This is a genomic window from Streptomyces cadmiisoli, assembly GCF_003261055.1.
Classification (GTDB): domain Bacteria; phylum Actinomycetota; class Actinomycetes; order Streptomycetales; family Streptomycetaceae; genus Streptomyces; species Streptomyces cadmiisoli.
Window position 1 is genome coordinate 4,867,588 of the sequence record NZ_CP030073.1, and the last position, 14,346, is coordinate 4,881,933.

Below are 14,346 nucleotides of genomic sequence, written 5' to 3' on the forward strand. Positions count from 1 at the left end.
AGGCCGCCGGTGCTCACAGCGCCTGCGGGTGGGTGAACACCCGGTTCGGGTCGTAGATCCGCTTCAGCTTCGTCAACCGGGCCGCGGCATCCCCGTAGTAGGCCTTCCGCCAGTTCGTCAGTGTGGGGTCCGTGTAGTTCTGATACGCGGCGCCCGAGGCGTACGGGCGCATCGCCCCGTGCGCCGAAGCCAGCCAGGACCGGGCCCCGGACCCCGGCGTACCCGCGCGCCAGGACGCTATGTACTGCGCGAGCATCCGTGAGCGGCGGTGCACGAAGGCCGTCGCCGTCGGCGGGACCCGGTTGATCGCGCCGCCGAGGGCGGTCAGGGCGACGCTGCCCGCGCCGCCGCGCACCGACGCCACCTGGTTCAGCAGCGTCTGGATGCCGGCGGCCGACAGTGATCGGTCGAAGAAGTCGGAGCGGGCCGCGTAGGTCTCGCGGCCCAGCGCGCCCTGGGGGGAGCGGCCCGGTGTCGAGCCCGGCAGATGGCACTGGGCGTCCGTGGGGAAGGAGGAGCAGCCGGCGTACACCTCCATCGACTCCTCGTACGAGCGCCGCTTCAGTGAGACCTGCGTCGCCGACGCGCCGATCCGGTCGGCCAGGCGGTCGACGGCGTTGCGGAGTTCGCCGAGGGTGCCGAGCGAGAAGGCCGCGACGGAGACGGTGGGGGTGCCGCCGGCGGCGTTCGCCAGATGCAGGGAGGACCAGATCTCGTCGGGCTGGTCCGGGCCCCACTCCTGCCAGGCCCGCACCACCGCCGCCGCCTTCGCCCACGGCCAGCTCAGGTACGCCGAGACGCCTTGCGGGGCGGGATGGGTGCGGAAGCGGAGTTCGGTCACGACGCCGAAGTTGCCGTTGCCCGCGCCGCGCAGGGCCCAGAAGAGGTCCTCGTGCCGGTCGGCGTCGACGGTGAGCTGCTTGCCGTCGGCCGTCACCAGGGTGGCCCCGGTGAGGCTGTCGCAGGTCAGGCCGTAGGCCCGGGAGACCACCCCGTGGCCGCCGCCGAGCACCAGGCCGGAGACGCCCACCGTCGGGCACGAGCCGGCCGGGACCGTGACGCCCTTGGCGGCGAGCGCGCGGTAGACGTCGATCAGTTTGGCGCCGGCGCCGACCACCGCCGTGCCGCCGCTCGCGCGGACCCGGTCGAGCCGGGAGACGTCGATGATCAGCCGCCCGTTCCCGGAGGACCAGCCGGCGTAGGAGTGGCCGCCGTTGCGGATGGCGACACGGACGTTCGCGGCGCGGGCGTGGGCGAGGGCCGTGCGGATGTCGTCGGGGTGGGCGACGTAGGCGACCGCGGCCGGCCGCAGCGAGTCGAACCGGGTGTTGTAGAGCTGACGGGCCGTCGCCCAGGCCGCGTCCTGCGGGCGGACCAGGTCGCCGTCCAGGTCCTGGGCCAGGGCGGCCCAGTCGGCGCGGGAAGTGGCGGTGCGCGCAGGGGCGGGCGAGGCGGTGGTGCGGGCCGGGGTCGCGGTGGACGGGGCGGCGCTCGCCGTGGCGCGGGCCGGGCGGGCGCCGCCCGCGCAGGCCGCCGACGCCACGCCGACGAGCGCGGCCGTCCCGCCGCCTATGAACCAACGCCGTTCCATGGGTCCCCTCCTGCTGCCGCCCGGCTCCGTCGTACGAGACGGGTCCCCGGCCGCGGGGGTTCCACCGGTGGGCGGGCGCACGGCGGTCGCCGCGAGGCGCCGGACCGCTCGTCATCCGGTCGTGATGACCCAGGGCATGGAAAACATGTAGCTTCGTATCTGATGCCGCATATGTTCTAATTTTTGGGGTTCTCGAAGGCAGCGGGGTGGTGACTCTCGGAGGCGGGGCCCGGCGGCTCGATTCCGGTTCGTGGCGCTTCGGTGAGGGGTGCCCTGACGGGCCACTGGTCGGGACCTCCACGTGCCCTCCCCGTGAGCATTCCGTGACCTAACCACACCGACCGCAGGGGTTCACCCTCCGTTCACTTACGGCCATAGGCGGCTTCACCTGATCTGCCTAATTTCGGCCTTACCGATGACGAACGCACTCTTCGCGGGGGCGTTCGCATCAACCAGACCTCGCACGCCGCCGAAACAGGCCGGCGGCTCCTGGAAGGAACTCCCGAAAGTGAAGCTTCAGCGCATGAACCGGCGGGCCCTCACCCTCGGTGCTCTCGCCGTCTCCGGCGCCCTGGCCCTCACGGCGTGCGGCTCCGACGACACCGGCAACGCGGGTGGCGGCTCCACCACCGACGCGGCCGCCTCCAGCTCGATCGAGTGCGGCGACGCCAAGGGCCAGCTGCTGGCCGACGGCTCGTCCGCGCAGAAGAACGCGATCGACGCCTGGGTCAAGGAATTCACCGCCGCCTGCAAGGGCGTGCAGATCAACTACAAGGGCAGCGGCTCCGGCGCCGGTATCACCGCGTTCACGCAGGGCCAGGTCGCCTTCGCCGGTTCCGACTCCGCGCTGGACTCCGAGGAGATCGCGGCGTCCAAGGAGGTCTGCGCCGACGGTCAGGGCATCGACCTGCCGATGGTCGGCGGCCCGATCGCCCTCGCGTACAACGTCCCGGGCGCCGAGGGCCTGGTGCTGGACGCCGAGACGATCGCCAAGATCTTCGACAGCAAGATCAAGAAGTGGAACGACGCCGCGATCAAGAAGCTCAACCCGGAGGTTGAGCTGCCCGACCTGAACATCCAGGCCTTCCACCGCTCGGACGAGTCCGGCACCACGGACAACTTCACCAAGTACCTGATCGCCACCACCCCGGACAACTGGAAGTACGAGGGTGGCAAGGCGTGGCAGGCCAAGGGTGGCCAGGCCGCCTCCGGCTCCTCCGGTGTCGCCCAGCAGGTCTCGCAGACCGCCGGTGCCATCAGCTACATGGAGCTGTCCTACGCCGAGGGCATGGACGTCGTCGCCATCGACACGGGTGCCGCCGAGCCGGTCGCCGCCTCCACCGAGGGCGCCACCAAGGCCATCGCCGACGCCGAGATCGTCGGCACCGGCAAGGACCTGGCGCTGGAGATCAACTACAAGACCGAGGCCGAGGGCGCGTACCCGATCACCCTGGTCACGTACGAGATCGTCTGCGACGCCGGCAACAAGGCCGAGACCCTGCCCGCCACCAAGGCGTTCCTCGGCTACATCGCCAGCGAGGACGGCCAGGGCCAGCTGGCCGACGCCGGCTACGCGCCGATCCCCGACGACATCATCGCCAAGGTCCGCACCACCATCGAGGGCCTGAGCTGACCTGAGCGTGCGGCCCGGTCCCCCCGCGGGACCGGGCCGCACCGTCCGGTGCACCGCCGCCAGGAGCCGTACCGCACGTCCGGCTCCGCAGACCGGAGAACCCGATGGACATAACGACACAGAACACTTCCGCGCCACCTCCCGCACCCAGGCCCACCCAGGCCGAGCACAAGCGCACCGCCCGCGGTGCCACCCGACCCGGAGACCGGATCTTCCTCGGTCTGTCCCGCGGCTCGGGCATTCTGCTGCTCGCCGTCATGGCCGCCATCGCCGGCTTCCTGACCTACCGGGCCGCCCTCGCCATCAGCGAGGACGAGGGCAACTTCCTGACCACCTTCGAGTGGAACACCGGCACCCAGCCGCCGGTCTTCGGTATCGCCGTCCTGGCCTACGGCACGGTGATCTCGTCGATCATCGCCATGGTCATCGCGGTCCCGATCGCCGTCGCCATCGCGCTGTTCCTCACGCACTACGCCCCGCGCAAGCTGAGCGGTCCCATCGCCTATGTGATCGACCTGCTCGCCGCCGTGCCGTCCATCGTGTACGGCCTGTGGGGCGCCCTGATCCTCGTCCCGTACATGGACGGCCTGTTCGGCTGGCTGAACGACTTCTTCGGCTGGACCGGCATCTTCGACTGGCAGGGCGGCGCCCCGCGCTCCATGCTCACCGTCGGCATCCTGCTCGCGATCATGATCCTGCCGATCATCACGAACGTCAGTCGTGAGGTCTTCCGGCAGGTCCCGCAGATGCACGAGGAGGCGGCCCTGGCCCTCGGCGCCACGCGCTGGGAGGTCATCCGCATGGCCGTGCTGCCGTTCGGCCGCTCCGGCGTGATCTCCGCCTCGATGCTCGGCCTCGGCCGCGCGCTCGGCGAGACCATGGCCGTCGCCACGGTCCTGTCGCCGGACTTCCTGATCCACGCCAGCCTGCTCGACCCGGGTGGCGGCACCTTCGCCCAGAACATCGCCAGCAAGTTCGGCGAGGCCGACGAATTCGGCCGGGACGCGCTCATCGCCTCCGGTCTGGTCCTGTTCGTCATCACCCTGCTGGTCAACGGCGCGGCCCGTGCGATCATCGCCCGCCGCAAGGAGTACTCGGGGGCCAACGCATGAGCCACGTCCTCACCGAAAAGCGCCCCAGCACCCTGCGCGGCGCCAGCCTGCCCAAGTGGTCCCCCTGGGCGATCGGCGCGGGCTCCCTGGTCCTCGGCGTGGTCATCGGCCTCGTCGGCGGACTGGACAGCCGGATCCAGTGGGGTCTGATCGCCGCGATCCTCTACGTCCTCGGCACCTACGTCATCGCCTCGATGGTCGAGGGCAAGCGCCAGGCCAAGGACCGCATCGCGACCTCCCTCGTCTGGGTCGCCTTCCTGCTCGCCGTGGTGCCGCTGACCTCGCTGGTCTGGGCGACCGTCGAGCGCGGGATCAAGGTCTTCGACGTCTACTTCCTCACCCACTCGATGGGCGTCGTCGGCGACCGGGAGCCGGGCGGCGGTATCTACCACGCCATCATCGGCACCCTGGAGCAGGTCGGCCTCGCGACGCTGATCGCCGCGCCGATCGGCGTGCTCACCGCGATCTACCTGGTGGAGTACGGGCGGGGCGCTCTCGCCCGGGCCGTCACGTTCTTCGTCGACGTCATGACCGGCATCCCGTCGATCGTCGCCGGTCTGTTCATCCTCAGCATCATGCTGATGGCGGACATGCAGCCGTTCGGCTTCGCCGGCTCGCTGGCGCTCGCCATCCTGATGATGCCGGTCGTGGTCCGCTCCACGGAGGAGATGCTCAAGCTCGTACCGAACGAGCTGCGCGAGGCCTCCCTCGCGCTGGGCGTGCCGAAGTGGCGCACCATCCTGAAGGTGGTCCTGCCGACCGCGGTCGGCGGCATCACCACCGGCATCATGCTGGCGGTCGCCCGTATCGCCGGTGAGACCGCTCCGGTGCTGTTGCTGGTGTTCGGCAACTCGTTCATCAACAACAACCCGTTCGAAGGGGCCCAGGCCTCGCTGCCGCTGTACATCTACCAGCAGTACTCGCAGAGTGCGGGTGCCCAGCCGGCCTACGACCGTGCCTGGGCCGCGTCCCTGACGCTGATCGCCTTCGTGATGATCCTCAACCTGCTGGCCCGCGGTATCGCCCGCTGGAAGGCCCCCAAGTCCGGTCGCTGACGCGGCCACTCAGCGACCGAGAATTTCTTTCCGAAAGAAGCAGTGATTTACATGGCCAAGCGCATTGATGTCAGCGGCCTCAGCGCCTACTACGGATCCTTCCGGGCCATCGAGGACATCTCGATGACCGTCGAGCCCCGCTCGGTGACGGCCTTCATCGGCCCGTCCGGATGCGGCAAGTCGACCTTCCTGCGCACGCTCAACCGGATGCACGAGGTGACCCCCGGCGGGCGCGTCGAGGGCAAGGTCATGCTCGACGACGAGAACCTGTACGGCGCGGGGATCGACCCGGTGTCCGTGCGGCGCGAGGTCGGCATGGTCTTCCAGCGCCCGAACCCGTTCCCGACGATGTCGGTGTACGACAACGTCGTGGCCGGGCTGAAGCTGCTGGGCTCGTTCAAGAAGTCCCAGCTGGACGAGATCGTCGAGAAGTCGCTGCGCGGCGCGAACCTCTGGAACGAGGTCAAGGACCGGCTGAACAAGCCCGGGTCCGGGCTGTCCGGCGGACAGCAGCAGCGGCTGTGCATCGCGCGGGCGATCGCCGTCGAGCCGAACGTGCTGCTGATGGACGAGCCGTGCTCGGCGCTGGACCCGATCTCGACGCTGGCGATCGAGGACCTGATCGGTGAGCTGAAGGAGCGCTTCACGATCGTCATCGTGACGCACAACATGCAGCAGGCGGCGCGGGTGTCCGACCGGACGGCGTTCTTCAACCTGGCGGCCGTGGGGCAGCCGGGCAAGCTGATCGAGATCGACGACACGGAGCGGATCTTCTCCAACCCGTCGGTCCAGGCCACGGAGGACTACATCTCCGGCCGGTTCGGCTGATCAAGCTCCTCGCGGTGCTGCATGGCGGTGCCACCGTGAGGAACAAAAGGGCCCGCCCCTGGCTCCCGGGGGCGGGCCCGTGTTGTTTTCTGAGGTGCGCCTGGGGCGGGGTGCCGCCGGAGGTATGCCCGGGTGGGTTCGCCGGTCACCCGGCGTTGTGGCTGACGTAGGGCGGTGTCGGGCGGCCCGGCGTCGGCGGGTTGCAATTGGGGTACGCCCGGGTGGCTTTGCCGGTCACCCGGCGTTGTGGCTGACGTGGAGCGGTGTCGGGCGGCCCGGCGTCGGCGGGTTGCAATTGGGGTACGCCCGGGTGGCTTTGCCGGTCACCCGGCGTTGTGGCTGACGTGGAGCGGTGTCGGGCGGCCCGGCGTCGGCGGGTCGCCGCCGCGCCCATCCGTGCCGCCCCAGCGGCACGAAAGCCCGCGGGTCGGGCGGCCCCCACAGCGTCAGAGGAACGCCAGGTGCACGAGCCCGAACGCGCAGGCCGCCACGAGTCCAGCCGCCGGCATCGTGATGAACCAGCCGAGGACGATGTTCTTGGCGACACCCCACCGCACCGCGTTCACGCGCTTCGTCGCGCCGACGCCCATGATGGCGGAGGTGATGACGTGGGTCGTGGAGATCGGCGCCTTGAAGAGGAACGCCGTGGTGAACATGATCGTCGCGCCGGTGGTCTCCGCGGCGAACCCCTGCGGCGGATCGAGTTCGATGATCTTGCGGCCGAGCGTCCGCATGATGCGCCAGCCACCCGCGTACGTGCCGAGCGACAGCATCACGGCACAGGCGATCTTGACCCAGACCGGGATCGGGTCGCCGTAGTCCTCGACGTCGGCGATGACCAGCGCCATGACGACGATGCCCATCGTCTTCTGGGCGTCCTGGAGGCCGTGACCGAGGGCCATGCCGGCCGCGGACACGGTCTGGGCTATCCGGAAACCGCGCTTGGCCTTGTGCGGGTTGGCACGGCGGAAGATCCACATGATGGCCGTCATCACCAGGTAGCCGGCCAGCAGGCCGACGATCGGGGAGACGAACATCGGGATGACGACCTTTTCCAGCACGCCGTCCCAGTAGACCTGCGTACCGCCCGCCAGCGCCGCGCCGACCATGCCGCCGAACAGCGCGTGGGACGAGGACGACGGCAGGCCGAAGTACCAGGTGATGAGGTTCCAGGTGATCGCGCCGAGGAGGGCGGCGAACAGGATGCCCATCCCGGTGGAGCCCTCGGGGGTCTCGATCAGACCCTCGCTGACCGTCTTGGCGACGCCGCTGCCCAGGAACGCGCCGGCCAGGTTCATGACCGCGGCCATCAGCAGGGCGGCCTTCGGCGTCAGGGCGCGCGTCGACACGGACGTGGCGATCGCGTTCGCCGAGTCGTGGAAGCCGTTGGTGTAGGTGAAGAAGAGGGCGACCAGGATGGTCACGACCAGGGCGAAGGTGTCCATGGACGGGTCAGGACTCCTTGACGGCGATGGTCTCCACCGTGTTCGCCACGTGCTCGAACGCGTCGGCGGCCTCTTCGAGGACGTCGACGATCTGCTTGAGCTTCAGCACCTCGATCGCGTCGTACTTGCCGTTGAAGAGGTGCGCCAGGAGCTTGCGGTGGATCTGGTCGGCCTGGTTCTCCAGACGGTTGACCTCGATCCAGTACTCGGTGAGGTTGTCCAGCGTGCGCAGATGCGGCATGGCTTCGGCCGTCAGTTCGGCGGCGCGGGCGAGGACCTCGATCTGCTGCTCGACGCCCTTGGGGAGCTCCTCGACGTTGTAGAGGACGACCAGGTCGACGGCCTCCTCCATGAAGTCCATGATGTCGTCGAGGGAGGACGCGAGGGAGTAGATGTCCTCGCGGTCGAAGGGCGTGATGAACGAGGAGTTCAGCTGGTGGAAGATCGCGTGCGTGGCGTCGTCACCGGCGTGTTCCGCGGCCCGCATACGCTCTGCGATCTCGGCCCGGGCGGAAGCGTCCGCCCCGAGCAGTTCCATGAGGAGTTTCGAGCCCGTGACGATGTTGTCCGCGGATGCGGCGAACATGTCGTAGAAGCTCGTCTCCCTTGGGGTCAGACGAAAGCGCACGTGGGGTCCTCTAAGTGCTTCGGTTTCGGTCAGGCTGATGCTAGGCGCATCATTCGGCCACGGCTAACGGGCCGTCCTCCAGTGTCGCCCATCAGAATTGATCACCTGTACGGGGGCGGTTCAGGGGTACGGTCCGGGCAGCGGCCAAGGGGCCTATACCCAGCAAAGTTCGGTACGATATACCCAGTAGGGGTATGTGTATGGAGGACGCGATGACGACCACCGAGCCTGGCGCCGGAGCGCCCTCCGAGACCGTGGTGACCGACCACGACCGCGGCATCCACGGGTACCACAAGCAGAAGGACGAACACCTCAAACGGCTGCGGCGGATCGAGGGGCAGATCCGCGGCCTGCAACGCATGGTCGACGAGGACGTCTACTGCATCGACATACTCACGCAGGTGTCCGCCTCGACGAAGGCGCTCCAGTCGTTCGCGCTCCAGTTGCTGGAGGAGCATCTGCGGCACTGCGTCGCGGACGCGGCGCTCAAGGGCGGTGGCGAGATCGACGCCAAGGTCGAGGAGGCCACCAAGGCCATCGGGCGGCTGCTGCGCACATGAGCCGCGGGCTCACCCCTCGCGGGCGGCCGCGCGCTCCTCGGCCACTCGCAGGACCTCGTCGATGCTCTCCATGCTGAGCCTGTCGTCCGCCGCCGAGGCCGCGATGATCAGCTCCCCGCACAGCTCTATCTCGGCGAGGGCCACGTGGTCCTGAACTGCCGTACCGCCGACCGGAGCCACGTGCGTCACCTCTTCTCTGCCGTCACCGGCTTCCTAGAGTAGGGAGCGGCCTACGCAACGCGCATGGCACGGACGGGCTAGTTCCCCGCGGTCACTCCTCGGCGATCCGGCCCGCGTAGATGTCCTCGGCGGGTGGCAGCCGGACGTCCACCGGGGCCCCGAAGTCGTAGAGCAGGGTCGTCGAGGAGACCGCCACGGCGCCCTCGTGGTGGCCGTTGACGAAGCTGAACCGGTGGCGGACCTTGCGGATGCGGCCCTGGTCGTCGAGGAAGACGTCGAACGGCACTTCGGCCGTGGCGAAGCCTTTCGCCGCCGCGCGCAGCGAAGCCCTGCCGCCCGAGGAGGCCTGCCGGGCGGCCAGCTCCAGATCGGCGGTGCCGCGGTAGTGGCTGACCTCGGTGCCGGCGATCTCGGTCCGGCCGACGAACCGCGCGCTGCGGGTGCCGCGCAGGACCTCGGCCGCCGCGAAGGGGTCCGTGGCGCCACCGGTCACCAGGTTGCCGTCGCTGAGGGTGGCGGTGTCGACGCGCACCCACTTGTCGGCCGGGACGCCCGCGCCGCGGTTCTTCATGTACAGCGCGCCGGGGGCGAGGAGCTCGGTGATCGGGCGGTGGTCGGGCTGTCCGGCCGGGTCCTGCGGGAGCATGACCTTCAGCCGGCCGCGGCCCCGGGCGTAGTCGTAGACGCCCTCGCCGCGGATGGTGACGCGGGTGCCGCCGGTCGCCATCTCCATCGACGTACGGGCCTTGGAACTGCCCGCCGCCAGCAGGGCGTCCGCGGCGCGGTGCACGGCGCGGACCGGGTCCGCCGGGCGGGCGTCGTCCGCGACCGCGCCGCTGCCGGTGCAACCGGTGCCGCCGAGGCAGACGCAGGCCACGAGCCCCGCCGCGACGACCGTCCCGCCCGCCCTGCCCCGCTGCCGCTCCGCCATCGCCTGCCTACCCCCAGCCGTACGTCCGTCAGGGCCCCCGTCGTTCCGGTTAACGACGGGTAGCTTGAGCCGTCACGCGGCGGGCGGGGTTGCGGGGAGGTTCACGAGCGGCTCGCGGCGGGGCGGGGCGGACGTTCACCCCGGGGCCCGGCCGGGCGCGCGCCGGGCCTGGGTACCGTTGTCGGCGTGACACAGCAGGACCGCGCCACCGGGGACGACCGTCCCGAGCACCGCACCACCACCGTCGACCAGGGCCCCTTCTGCGTGGCCCGGTGCAGTTGCGGCTGGCGCGGGCCGGCCCGCCGCGCCAGAAGCCAGGCCCGTACGGACGCGTCGGGACACCTGGCCGGATCCTGACGGTGCGCGGCGGCGTCAGGCGGGGCGCAGGGTCGCCAGCAGCTCGTCCACCAGCTGCCGGTCGCGCGGCTGGGTCAGGCGCTCCCGGGCCGCGTCGGGGTCGAGCCACAGGACGCGGTCGACCTCGTCGCTCGGGGTGAAGCTGCCGGAGACCGCCTCGGCGGCCCAGTAGCGGACCTGCTTGGGGCGGCCGTTCGCCAGGTAGTACAGCGTCGGCAGCTCCGTGGCGGGCACGGCGGTGCAGCCGGTCTCCTCCGCGACCTCGCGCACCGCGCCGGCCAGCGGTTCCTCGCCGCGCTTCAGCTTGCCCTTGGGGTGCGACCAGTCGTCGTACTTCGGACGGTGGACCAGGCAGATCTCCAGCCGTCCGTCGAGGGAGGAGCGGCGCCACAGCACGCAGCCGGCGGCCCGCACGAGGGAGTCCTTGGTATCGGTCACGTGTTGATCACCGCCCCCTCGGGTCAGGACGTGCCCACCGTCTGCTTCTGCCAGGACTGCTGGAACGCGAACCGGGCCGCCTCCACCTCGTGCCGCTGGTCGGCGTGGAGCACGCCTAGCGCGTACGCCGTCGCCGGGGCGATCCGCGGGGTGCGGGCCGCCGAGGCGGCCGCCGCCGCGGCCTCGGCGGCGTCGCGGTGGCGGTTGAGGGCCTGGCCGGAGACGAGCAGGCGCACGTCGACGGGGGCGTTCTGCCCGAGGAGGACCTCCCGGGCGTAGCGGTGCAGGCGCAGCAGCAGGCGGACCTGGTGCCAGGGCGCGTCCTGCGGGTGCGGGGACGGGTCCGGCGACAGCCCGTGGATCAGCGCCTCCGCGTTGTACGGGTGCCCCGCGGTGACGAGCGGGAGCGCGGCGACCGCGTCGGTCAGCCGCTCCTCGGCCGCCGCGGCGTGCGGGCGCAGGTCGTCGGCGGCGGCGCTGTGGGTGAGCGGGACCTCGCTGGCCAGTACGGCGACCTTGTCGGCGACCGCGTGGAAGCGGCTCGACCCGAGGGCCTGGAGGGCGCTGGAGTGGGCCCGGGTCCGGGCGAGCGTCAGCTGGCGGTCGAGCAGGGCGCCGGCTTTGGCCGCACCCACCGTGAGGCTGCCGCGCTCCGGGGCGGCGGCCTGGACCGGGGGACCGGCGCTGCCGGACGCCGCCATCGCCCGCTCCGCGCCCGTGCCCGCGGCGGACCCGACCGGCTGGGCCGGGAACGGCGTCGAGCCCGACAGCCGGTGCAGCGCCGCCAGCAGCCGCTCCAGCCGTGCCGCGTACGAGTGCTCCAGCGCCAGCGTGCCCGAGAGCCAGGCCAGTTCGGGGCGCATGCCCTCCGACCAGTCGGTGTCCAGCAGCGGGCGGAACGTGTGCAGGCTGCCGCTGATGCGGCGGGCCGAGCGGCGCAGGGCGCGCGCCGCGTCGACGGAGTCCTCCGTGCCGTTGTGGCCCGCTCCGGCACCGGCCTCCCGGTGCTGGCGGAGCGCACGGAGGAACTCCGTGGCCTGGGCGCGCAGATAGCCCGCGAGGGCCTCTCCGGTCACCGCCCCGGCCACGGGGTCCGTCGGGTCAAGGTGTTGCTGTGCCACGCCGGCGCCTCCGGGCGTCTATGAGCATCTCCTGGATGTTCCGCAGGGGCACGCCGTCCGCGTCGGTCGCGTGCCGCGTCCACTCGCCGTCCGGGCCCAGGTGCCAGGAGGCGGTGGAGTCGGACATGCCGGTCTCTAGGAGCCGGTTCAAGGCGGCTCGGTGCGCCGGGTCGACGACCCGGACGAGGGCCTCGATACGGCGGTCGAGGTTGCGGTGCATCATGTCGGCGCTGCCGATCCACACCTCGGGCTCGCCGCCGTTGCCGAAGGCGAACACACGGGAGTGTTCGAGGAAGCGGCCGAGCACCGAGCGGACCCGTATGTTCTCCGACAGGCCGGCCACGCCGGGGCGGATCGCGCAGATGCCGCGCACCCACACGTCGACGGGCACGCCCGCCATGGACGCCCGGTACAGGGCGTCGATGATCGCCTCGTCCACCATCGAGTTGACCTTGATGCGGATGTAGGCGGGCCGTCCCGCACGGTGGTGCTGGGCCTCCTTGTTGATCCGCGAGATCAGGCCGTCCCGCAGGGACTTGGGGGCGACCAGCAGACGGCGGTAGGTCTCGCGGCGGGAGTAGCCCGACAGGCGGTTGAACAGGTCGGACAGGTCGGCGCCGACCTGCGGGTCGGCGGTGAGCAGGCCGAGGTCCTCGTACAGGCGGGCCGTCTTCGGGTGGTAGTTGCCGGTGCCGACGTGGCAGTACCGGCGCAGCATGTCGCCCTCCTGGCGGACCACCAGGGAGAGCTTGCAGTGGGTCTTCAGGCCGACCAGGCCGTAGACCACGTGGCAGCCCGCTTCCTCCAGCTTGCGCGCCCATTTGATGTTGGCGTGCTCGTCGAAGCGGGCCTTGATCTCCACCAGCACGAGGACCTGCTTGCCGGACTCGGCCGCCTCTATCAGCGCGTCCACGATCGGCGAGTCCCCCGAGGTCCGGTACAGGGTCTGCTTGATGGCGAGGACGTCCGGGTCCTGGGCCGCCTGCTCCAGGAAGGCCTGCACCGATGTGGAGAACGAGTCGTACGGGTGGTGCAGCAGGACGTCGCGGGCGCGCAGCGCGGCGAAGATGTCCGGCGCGGACGCGGACTCGACCTCGGCGAGGTCGCGGTGGGTGCCGGCGATGAACTTCGGGTACTTCAGCTCCGGCCGGTCCAGGCTGTGGATGCGGAAGAGGCCGGTGAGGTCCAGGGGGCCGGGCAGCGGGTAGACCTCGGCCTCGCTGATCTTCAGCTCGCGGACCAGCAGGTCCAGCACCTCGCGGTCGATGGACTCCTCGACCTCCAGACGCACCGGCGGGCCGAAGCGGCGCCGCATGAGTTCCTTCTCCAGTGCCTGGAGCAGGTTCTCCGCGTCGTCCTCCTCGACCTCCAGGTCCTCGTTCCTGGTCAGCCGGAAGGCGTGGTGCTCCAGCACCTCCATGCCCGGGAACAGCTCCTCCAGGTGCGCGGCGATGACGTCCTCGATGGGGACGTACCGGCCCGGGGAGCTCTCCAGGAAGCGGGAGAGCAGCGGGGGGACCTTGACGCGGGCGAAGTGCTTGTGGCCGCTGACCGGGTTGCGTACGACGACGGCCAGGTTCAGGGACAGGCCGGAGATGTAGGGGAAGGGGTGCGCGGGGTCCACGGCCAGCGGGGTCAGCACCGGGAAGATCTGGTGCCGGAACAGCGTGAACAGGCGCGCCTGCTCCTTCTCGGTCAGCTCGCTCCAGCGGACCAGATGGATGCCCTCCTCCGCGAGGGCGGGGGCGACGTCCTCGTGGTAGCAGGCGGCGTGCCGGGCCATCAGCTCGCGGGAGCGGGCCCAGATCATCTCCAGCACTTCACGGGGCTGGAGCCCGGAGGCGGACCTGGTGGCGACGCCGGTGGCGATACGGCGCTTCAGACCGGCCACCCGGACCATGAAGAACTCGTCCAGGTTGCTGGCGAAGATCGCGAGGAAGTTGGCCCGCTCCAGCAGGGGCGTGTTCGGGTCCTCGGCGAGCTCCAGAACGCGCTCGTTGAACGCGAGCCAGCTGCGTTCCCGGTCGAGGAACCGGCCCTGCGGCAGCTGGACGCCATCGACCGTCGTCTCCTCGTACACATCGAGGTCGGCGTCGAGGTCGGGTTCCAGATCGGAGACCGTCGCCGACACCGTGGCCGGGCGGTGAGCGGCTATGGAGCCCACGGAGGGCTGCGCGTGCTTGACCTCTGCCTGGGTGTTCTGCTGGCTCATGGCCCCATTGTTCCGCGCGGGGAGCGAAACGGGCGCGTCGGAACGGACGGTCCGGAGCCTGGAGAAGGCCCCGGACCCCGCTGAACCCTCGGGGGGCGGCGCAGGCTCTGGCACGGCGGGCGTCATTGACCGAGCGTCGCAAGCCCGTCTGAATCGATGGTTACGGCGACATGACGTGCGGGATAGCGGGGGGAGGCTCCCCGGGGGCGCGGGCCGCAGGGGGCGGCGTACGACAGGGCGTGCGGGATCCGGCCG

General features: G+C 70.8%; 14 protein-coding genes. 6 read left to right on the forward strand and 8 right to left on the reverse strand.

The features are described from left to right. Positions 1 to 13: 13 nt before the first annotated feature. Complete coding sequence (locus DN051_RS21065) at positions 14 to 1,591, reverse strand: FAD-binding oxidoreductase (RefSeq protein ID WP_112439293.1); 1,578 nt, start codon at positions 1,589 to 1,591, stop codon at positions 14 to 16. Between the two features lie 508 nt (positions 1,592 to 2,099). On the opposite strand from DN051_RS21065, the gene pstS reads away from it, so the two are divergent. From pstS to pstB, 4 genes are all read left to right on the forward strand, one after another. Then, the gene (pstS, locus tag DN051_RS21070; protein WP_053759656.1) at positions 2,100 to 3,224 is read left to right on the forward strand and encodes a phosphate ABC transporter substrate-binding protein PstS; all 1,125 of its coding nucleotides are present in this window, start codon (positions 2,100 to 2,102) and stop codon (positions 3,222 to 3,224) included. A gap of 104 nt (positions 3,225 to 3,328) precedes the next feature. Continuing rightward, positions 3,329 to 4,336 (forward strand): phosphate ABC transporter permease subunit PstC, encoded by a 1,008-nt coding sequence (gene pstC, locus DN051_RS21075; RefSeq protein ID WP_053759657.1) that lies wholly within the window; start codon positions 3,329 to 3,331, stop codon positions 4,334 to 4,336. Further along, the gene (gene pstA / locus DN051_RS21080) at positions 4,333 to 5,391 is read left to right on the forward strand and encodes a phosphate ABC transporter permease PstA (protein WP_053759658.1); all 1,059 of its coding nucleotides are present in this window, start codon (positions 4,333 to 4,335) and stop codon (positions 5,389 to 5,391) included. The genes pstC and pstA overlap by 4 nt, the downstream gene beginning before the upstream one ends. Positions 5,392 to 5,442: 51 nt before the next feature. Next, positions 5,443 to 6,219 (forward strand): phosphate ABC transporter ATP-binding protein PstB, encoded by a 777-nt coding sequence (pstB, locus tag DN051_RS21085; protein WP_053759659.1) that lies wholly within the window; start codon positions 5,443 to 5,445, stop codon positions 6,217 to 6,219. A gap of 446 nt (positions 6,220 to 6,665) precedes the next feature. On the opposite strand, the gene DN051_RS21090 is transcribed toward pstB, so the two are convergent. Together DN051_RS21090 and DN051_RS21095 are read right to left on the reverse strand one after the other, a co-directional pair. Continuing rightward, a complete protein-coding gene (locus DN051_RS21090; RefSeq protein ID WP_053759660.1) occupies positions 6,666 to 7,664 on the reverse strand; it encodes an inorganic phosphate transporter in 999 nt (332 codons plus the stop codon). A gap of 7 nt (positions 7,665 to 7,671) precedes the next feature. After that, positions 7,672 to 8,292, reverse strand: a complete 621-nt coding sequence (locus DN051_RS21095; protein ID WP_053759661.1) for a DUF47 domain-containing protein — start codon at positions 8,290 to 8,292, stop codon at positions 7,672 to 7,674. A 212-nt stretch (positions 8,293 to 8,504) separates the two neighbouring features. On the opposite strand from DN051_RS21095, the gene DN051_RS21100 reads away from it, so the two are divergent. Then, a complete protein-coding gene (locus tag DN051_RS21100) occupies positions 8,505 to 8,852 on the forward strand; it encodes a metal-sensitive transcriptional regulator (protein ID WP_053759662.1) in 348 nt (115 codons plus the stop codon). A 9-nt stretch (positions 8,853 to 8,861) separates the two neighbouring features. On the opposite strand, the gene DN051_RS45835 is transcribed toward DN051_RS21100, so the two are convergent. Beyond that, positions 8,862 to 9,041 (reverse strand): hypothetical protein, encoded by a 180-nt coding sequence (locus DN051_RS45835; RefSeq protein WP_112439294.1) that lies wholly within the window; start codon positions 9,039 to 9,041, stop codon positions 8,862 to 8,864. Between the two features lie 82 nt (positions 9,042 to 9,123). Then, positions 9,124 to 9,963 carry an SCO4651 family lipoprotein gene (locus tag DN051_RS21110; RefSeq protein ID WP_053759663.1) on the reverse strand — a complete coding sequence of 280 codons (840 nt, stop codon included), beginning with the start codon at positions 9,961 to 9,963 and terminating at the stop codon, positions 9,124 to 9,126. A 186-nt stretch (positions 9,964 to 10,149) separates the two neighbouring features. Here DN051_RS21110 and DN051_RS45840 point away from each other — a divergent pair, with 186 nt between their 5' ends. Continuing rightward, on the forward strand, positions 10,150 to 10,320 hold the full coding sequence (locus DN051_RS45840; RefSeq protein WP_199314627.1) for a hypothetical protein: 171 nt from the start codon (positions 10,150 to 10,152) through the stop codon (positions 10,318 to 10,320). Positions 10,321 to 10,335: 15 nt separating this feature from the next. Here the strand turns inward: DN051_RS45840 and DN051_RS21115 are convergent, their stop codons facing one another. Genes DN051_RS21115 through DN051_RS21125 form a run of 3 tightly spaced genes read right to left on the reverse strand, consistent with a single transcriptional unit; the run spans position 10,336 to position 14,091 of the window. Further along, positions 10,336 to 10,758: an NUDIX hydrolase gene (locus DN051_RS21115; RefSeq protein WP_053759664.1), complete on the reverse strand. Its 423-nt coding sequence runs from the start codon at positions 10,756 to 10,758 to the stop codon at positions 10,336 to 10,338. A 23-nt stretch (positions 10,759 to 10,781) separates the two neighbouring features. Further along, positions 10,782 to 11,879: a CHAD domain-containing protein gene (locus tag DN051_RS21120; RefSeq protein ID WP_112439295.1), complete on the reverse strand. Its 1,098-nt coding sequence runs from the start codon at positions 11,877 to 11,879 to the stop codon at positions 10,782 to 10,784. After that, positions 11,860 to 14,091 carry an RNA degradosome polyphosphate kinase gene (locus DN051_RS21125; RefSeq protein WP_053759666.1) on the reverse strand — a complete coding sequence of 744 codons (2,232 nt, stop codon included), beginning with the start codon at positions 14,089 to 14,091 and terminating at the stop codon, positions 11,860 to 11,862. Before DN051_RS21125 ends, DN051_RS21120 begins: the two co-directional genes overlap by 20 nt. Between the last annotated feature and the right edge of the window lie 255 nt (positions 14,092 to 14,346).

Bases quoted from the DNA above. Each gene is read 5' to 3' on its own strand.
- DN051_RS21125 (WP_053759666.1), bottom strand. From the start codon at position 14,091: ATGAGCCAGCAGAACACCCAGGCAGAGGTCAAGCACGCGCAGCCCTCC.
- DN051_RS21100 (WP_053759662.1), top strand. From the start codon at position 8,505: ATGACGACCACCGAGCCTGGCGCCGGAGCGCCCTCCGAGACCGTGGTG.
- pstC (WP_053759657.1), top strand. From the start codon at position 3,329: ATGGACATAACGACACAGAACACTTCCGCGCCACCTCCCGCACCCAGG.
- pstB (WP_053759659.1), top strand. From the start codon at position 5,443: ATGGCCAAGCGCATTGATGTCAGCGGCCTCAGCGCCTACTACGGATCC.
- DN051_RS21065 (WP_112439293.1), bottom strand. From the start codon at position 1,591: ATGGAACGGCGTTGGTTCATAGGCGGCGGGACGGCCGCGCTCGTCGGC.
- DN051_RS21090 (WP_053759660.1), bottom strand. From the start codon at position 7,664: ATGGACACCTTCGCCCTGGTCGTGACCATCCTGGTCGCCCTCTTCTTC.
- pstA (WP_053759658.1), top strand. From the start codon at position 4,333: ATGAGCCACGTCCTCACCGAAAAGCGCCCCAGCACCCTGCGCGGCGCC.
- DN051_RS21110 (WP_053759663.1), bottom strand. From the start codon at position 9,963: ATGGCGGAGCGGCAGCGGGGCAGGGCGGGCGGGACGGTCGTCGCGGCG.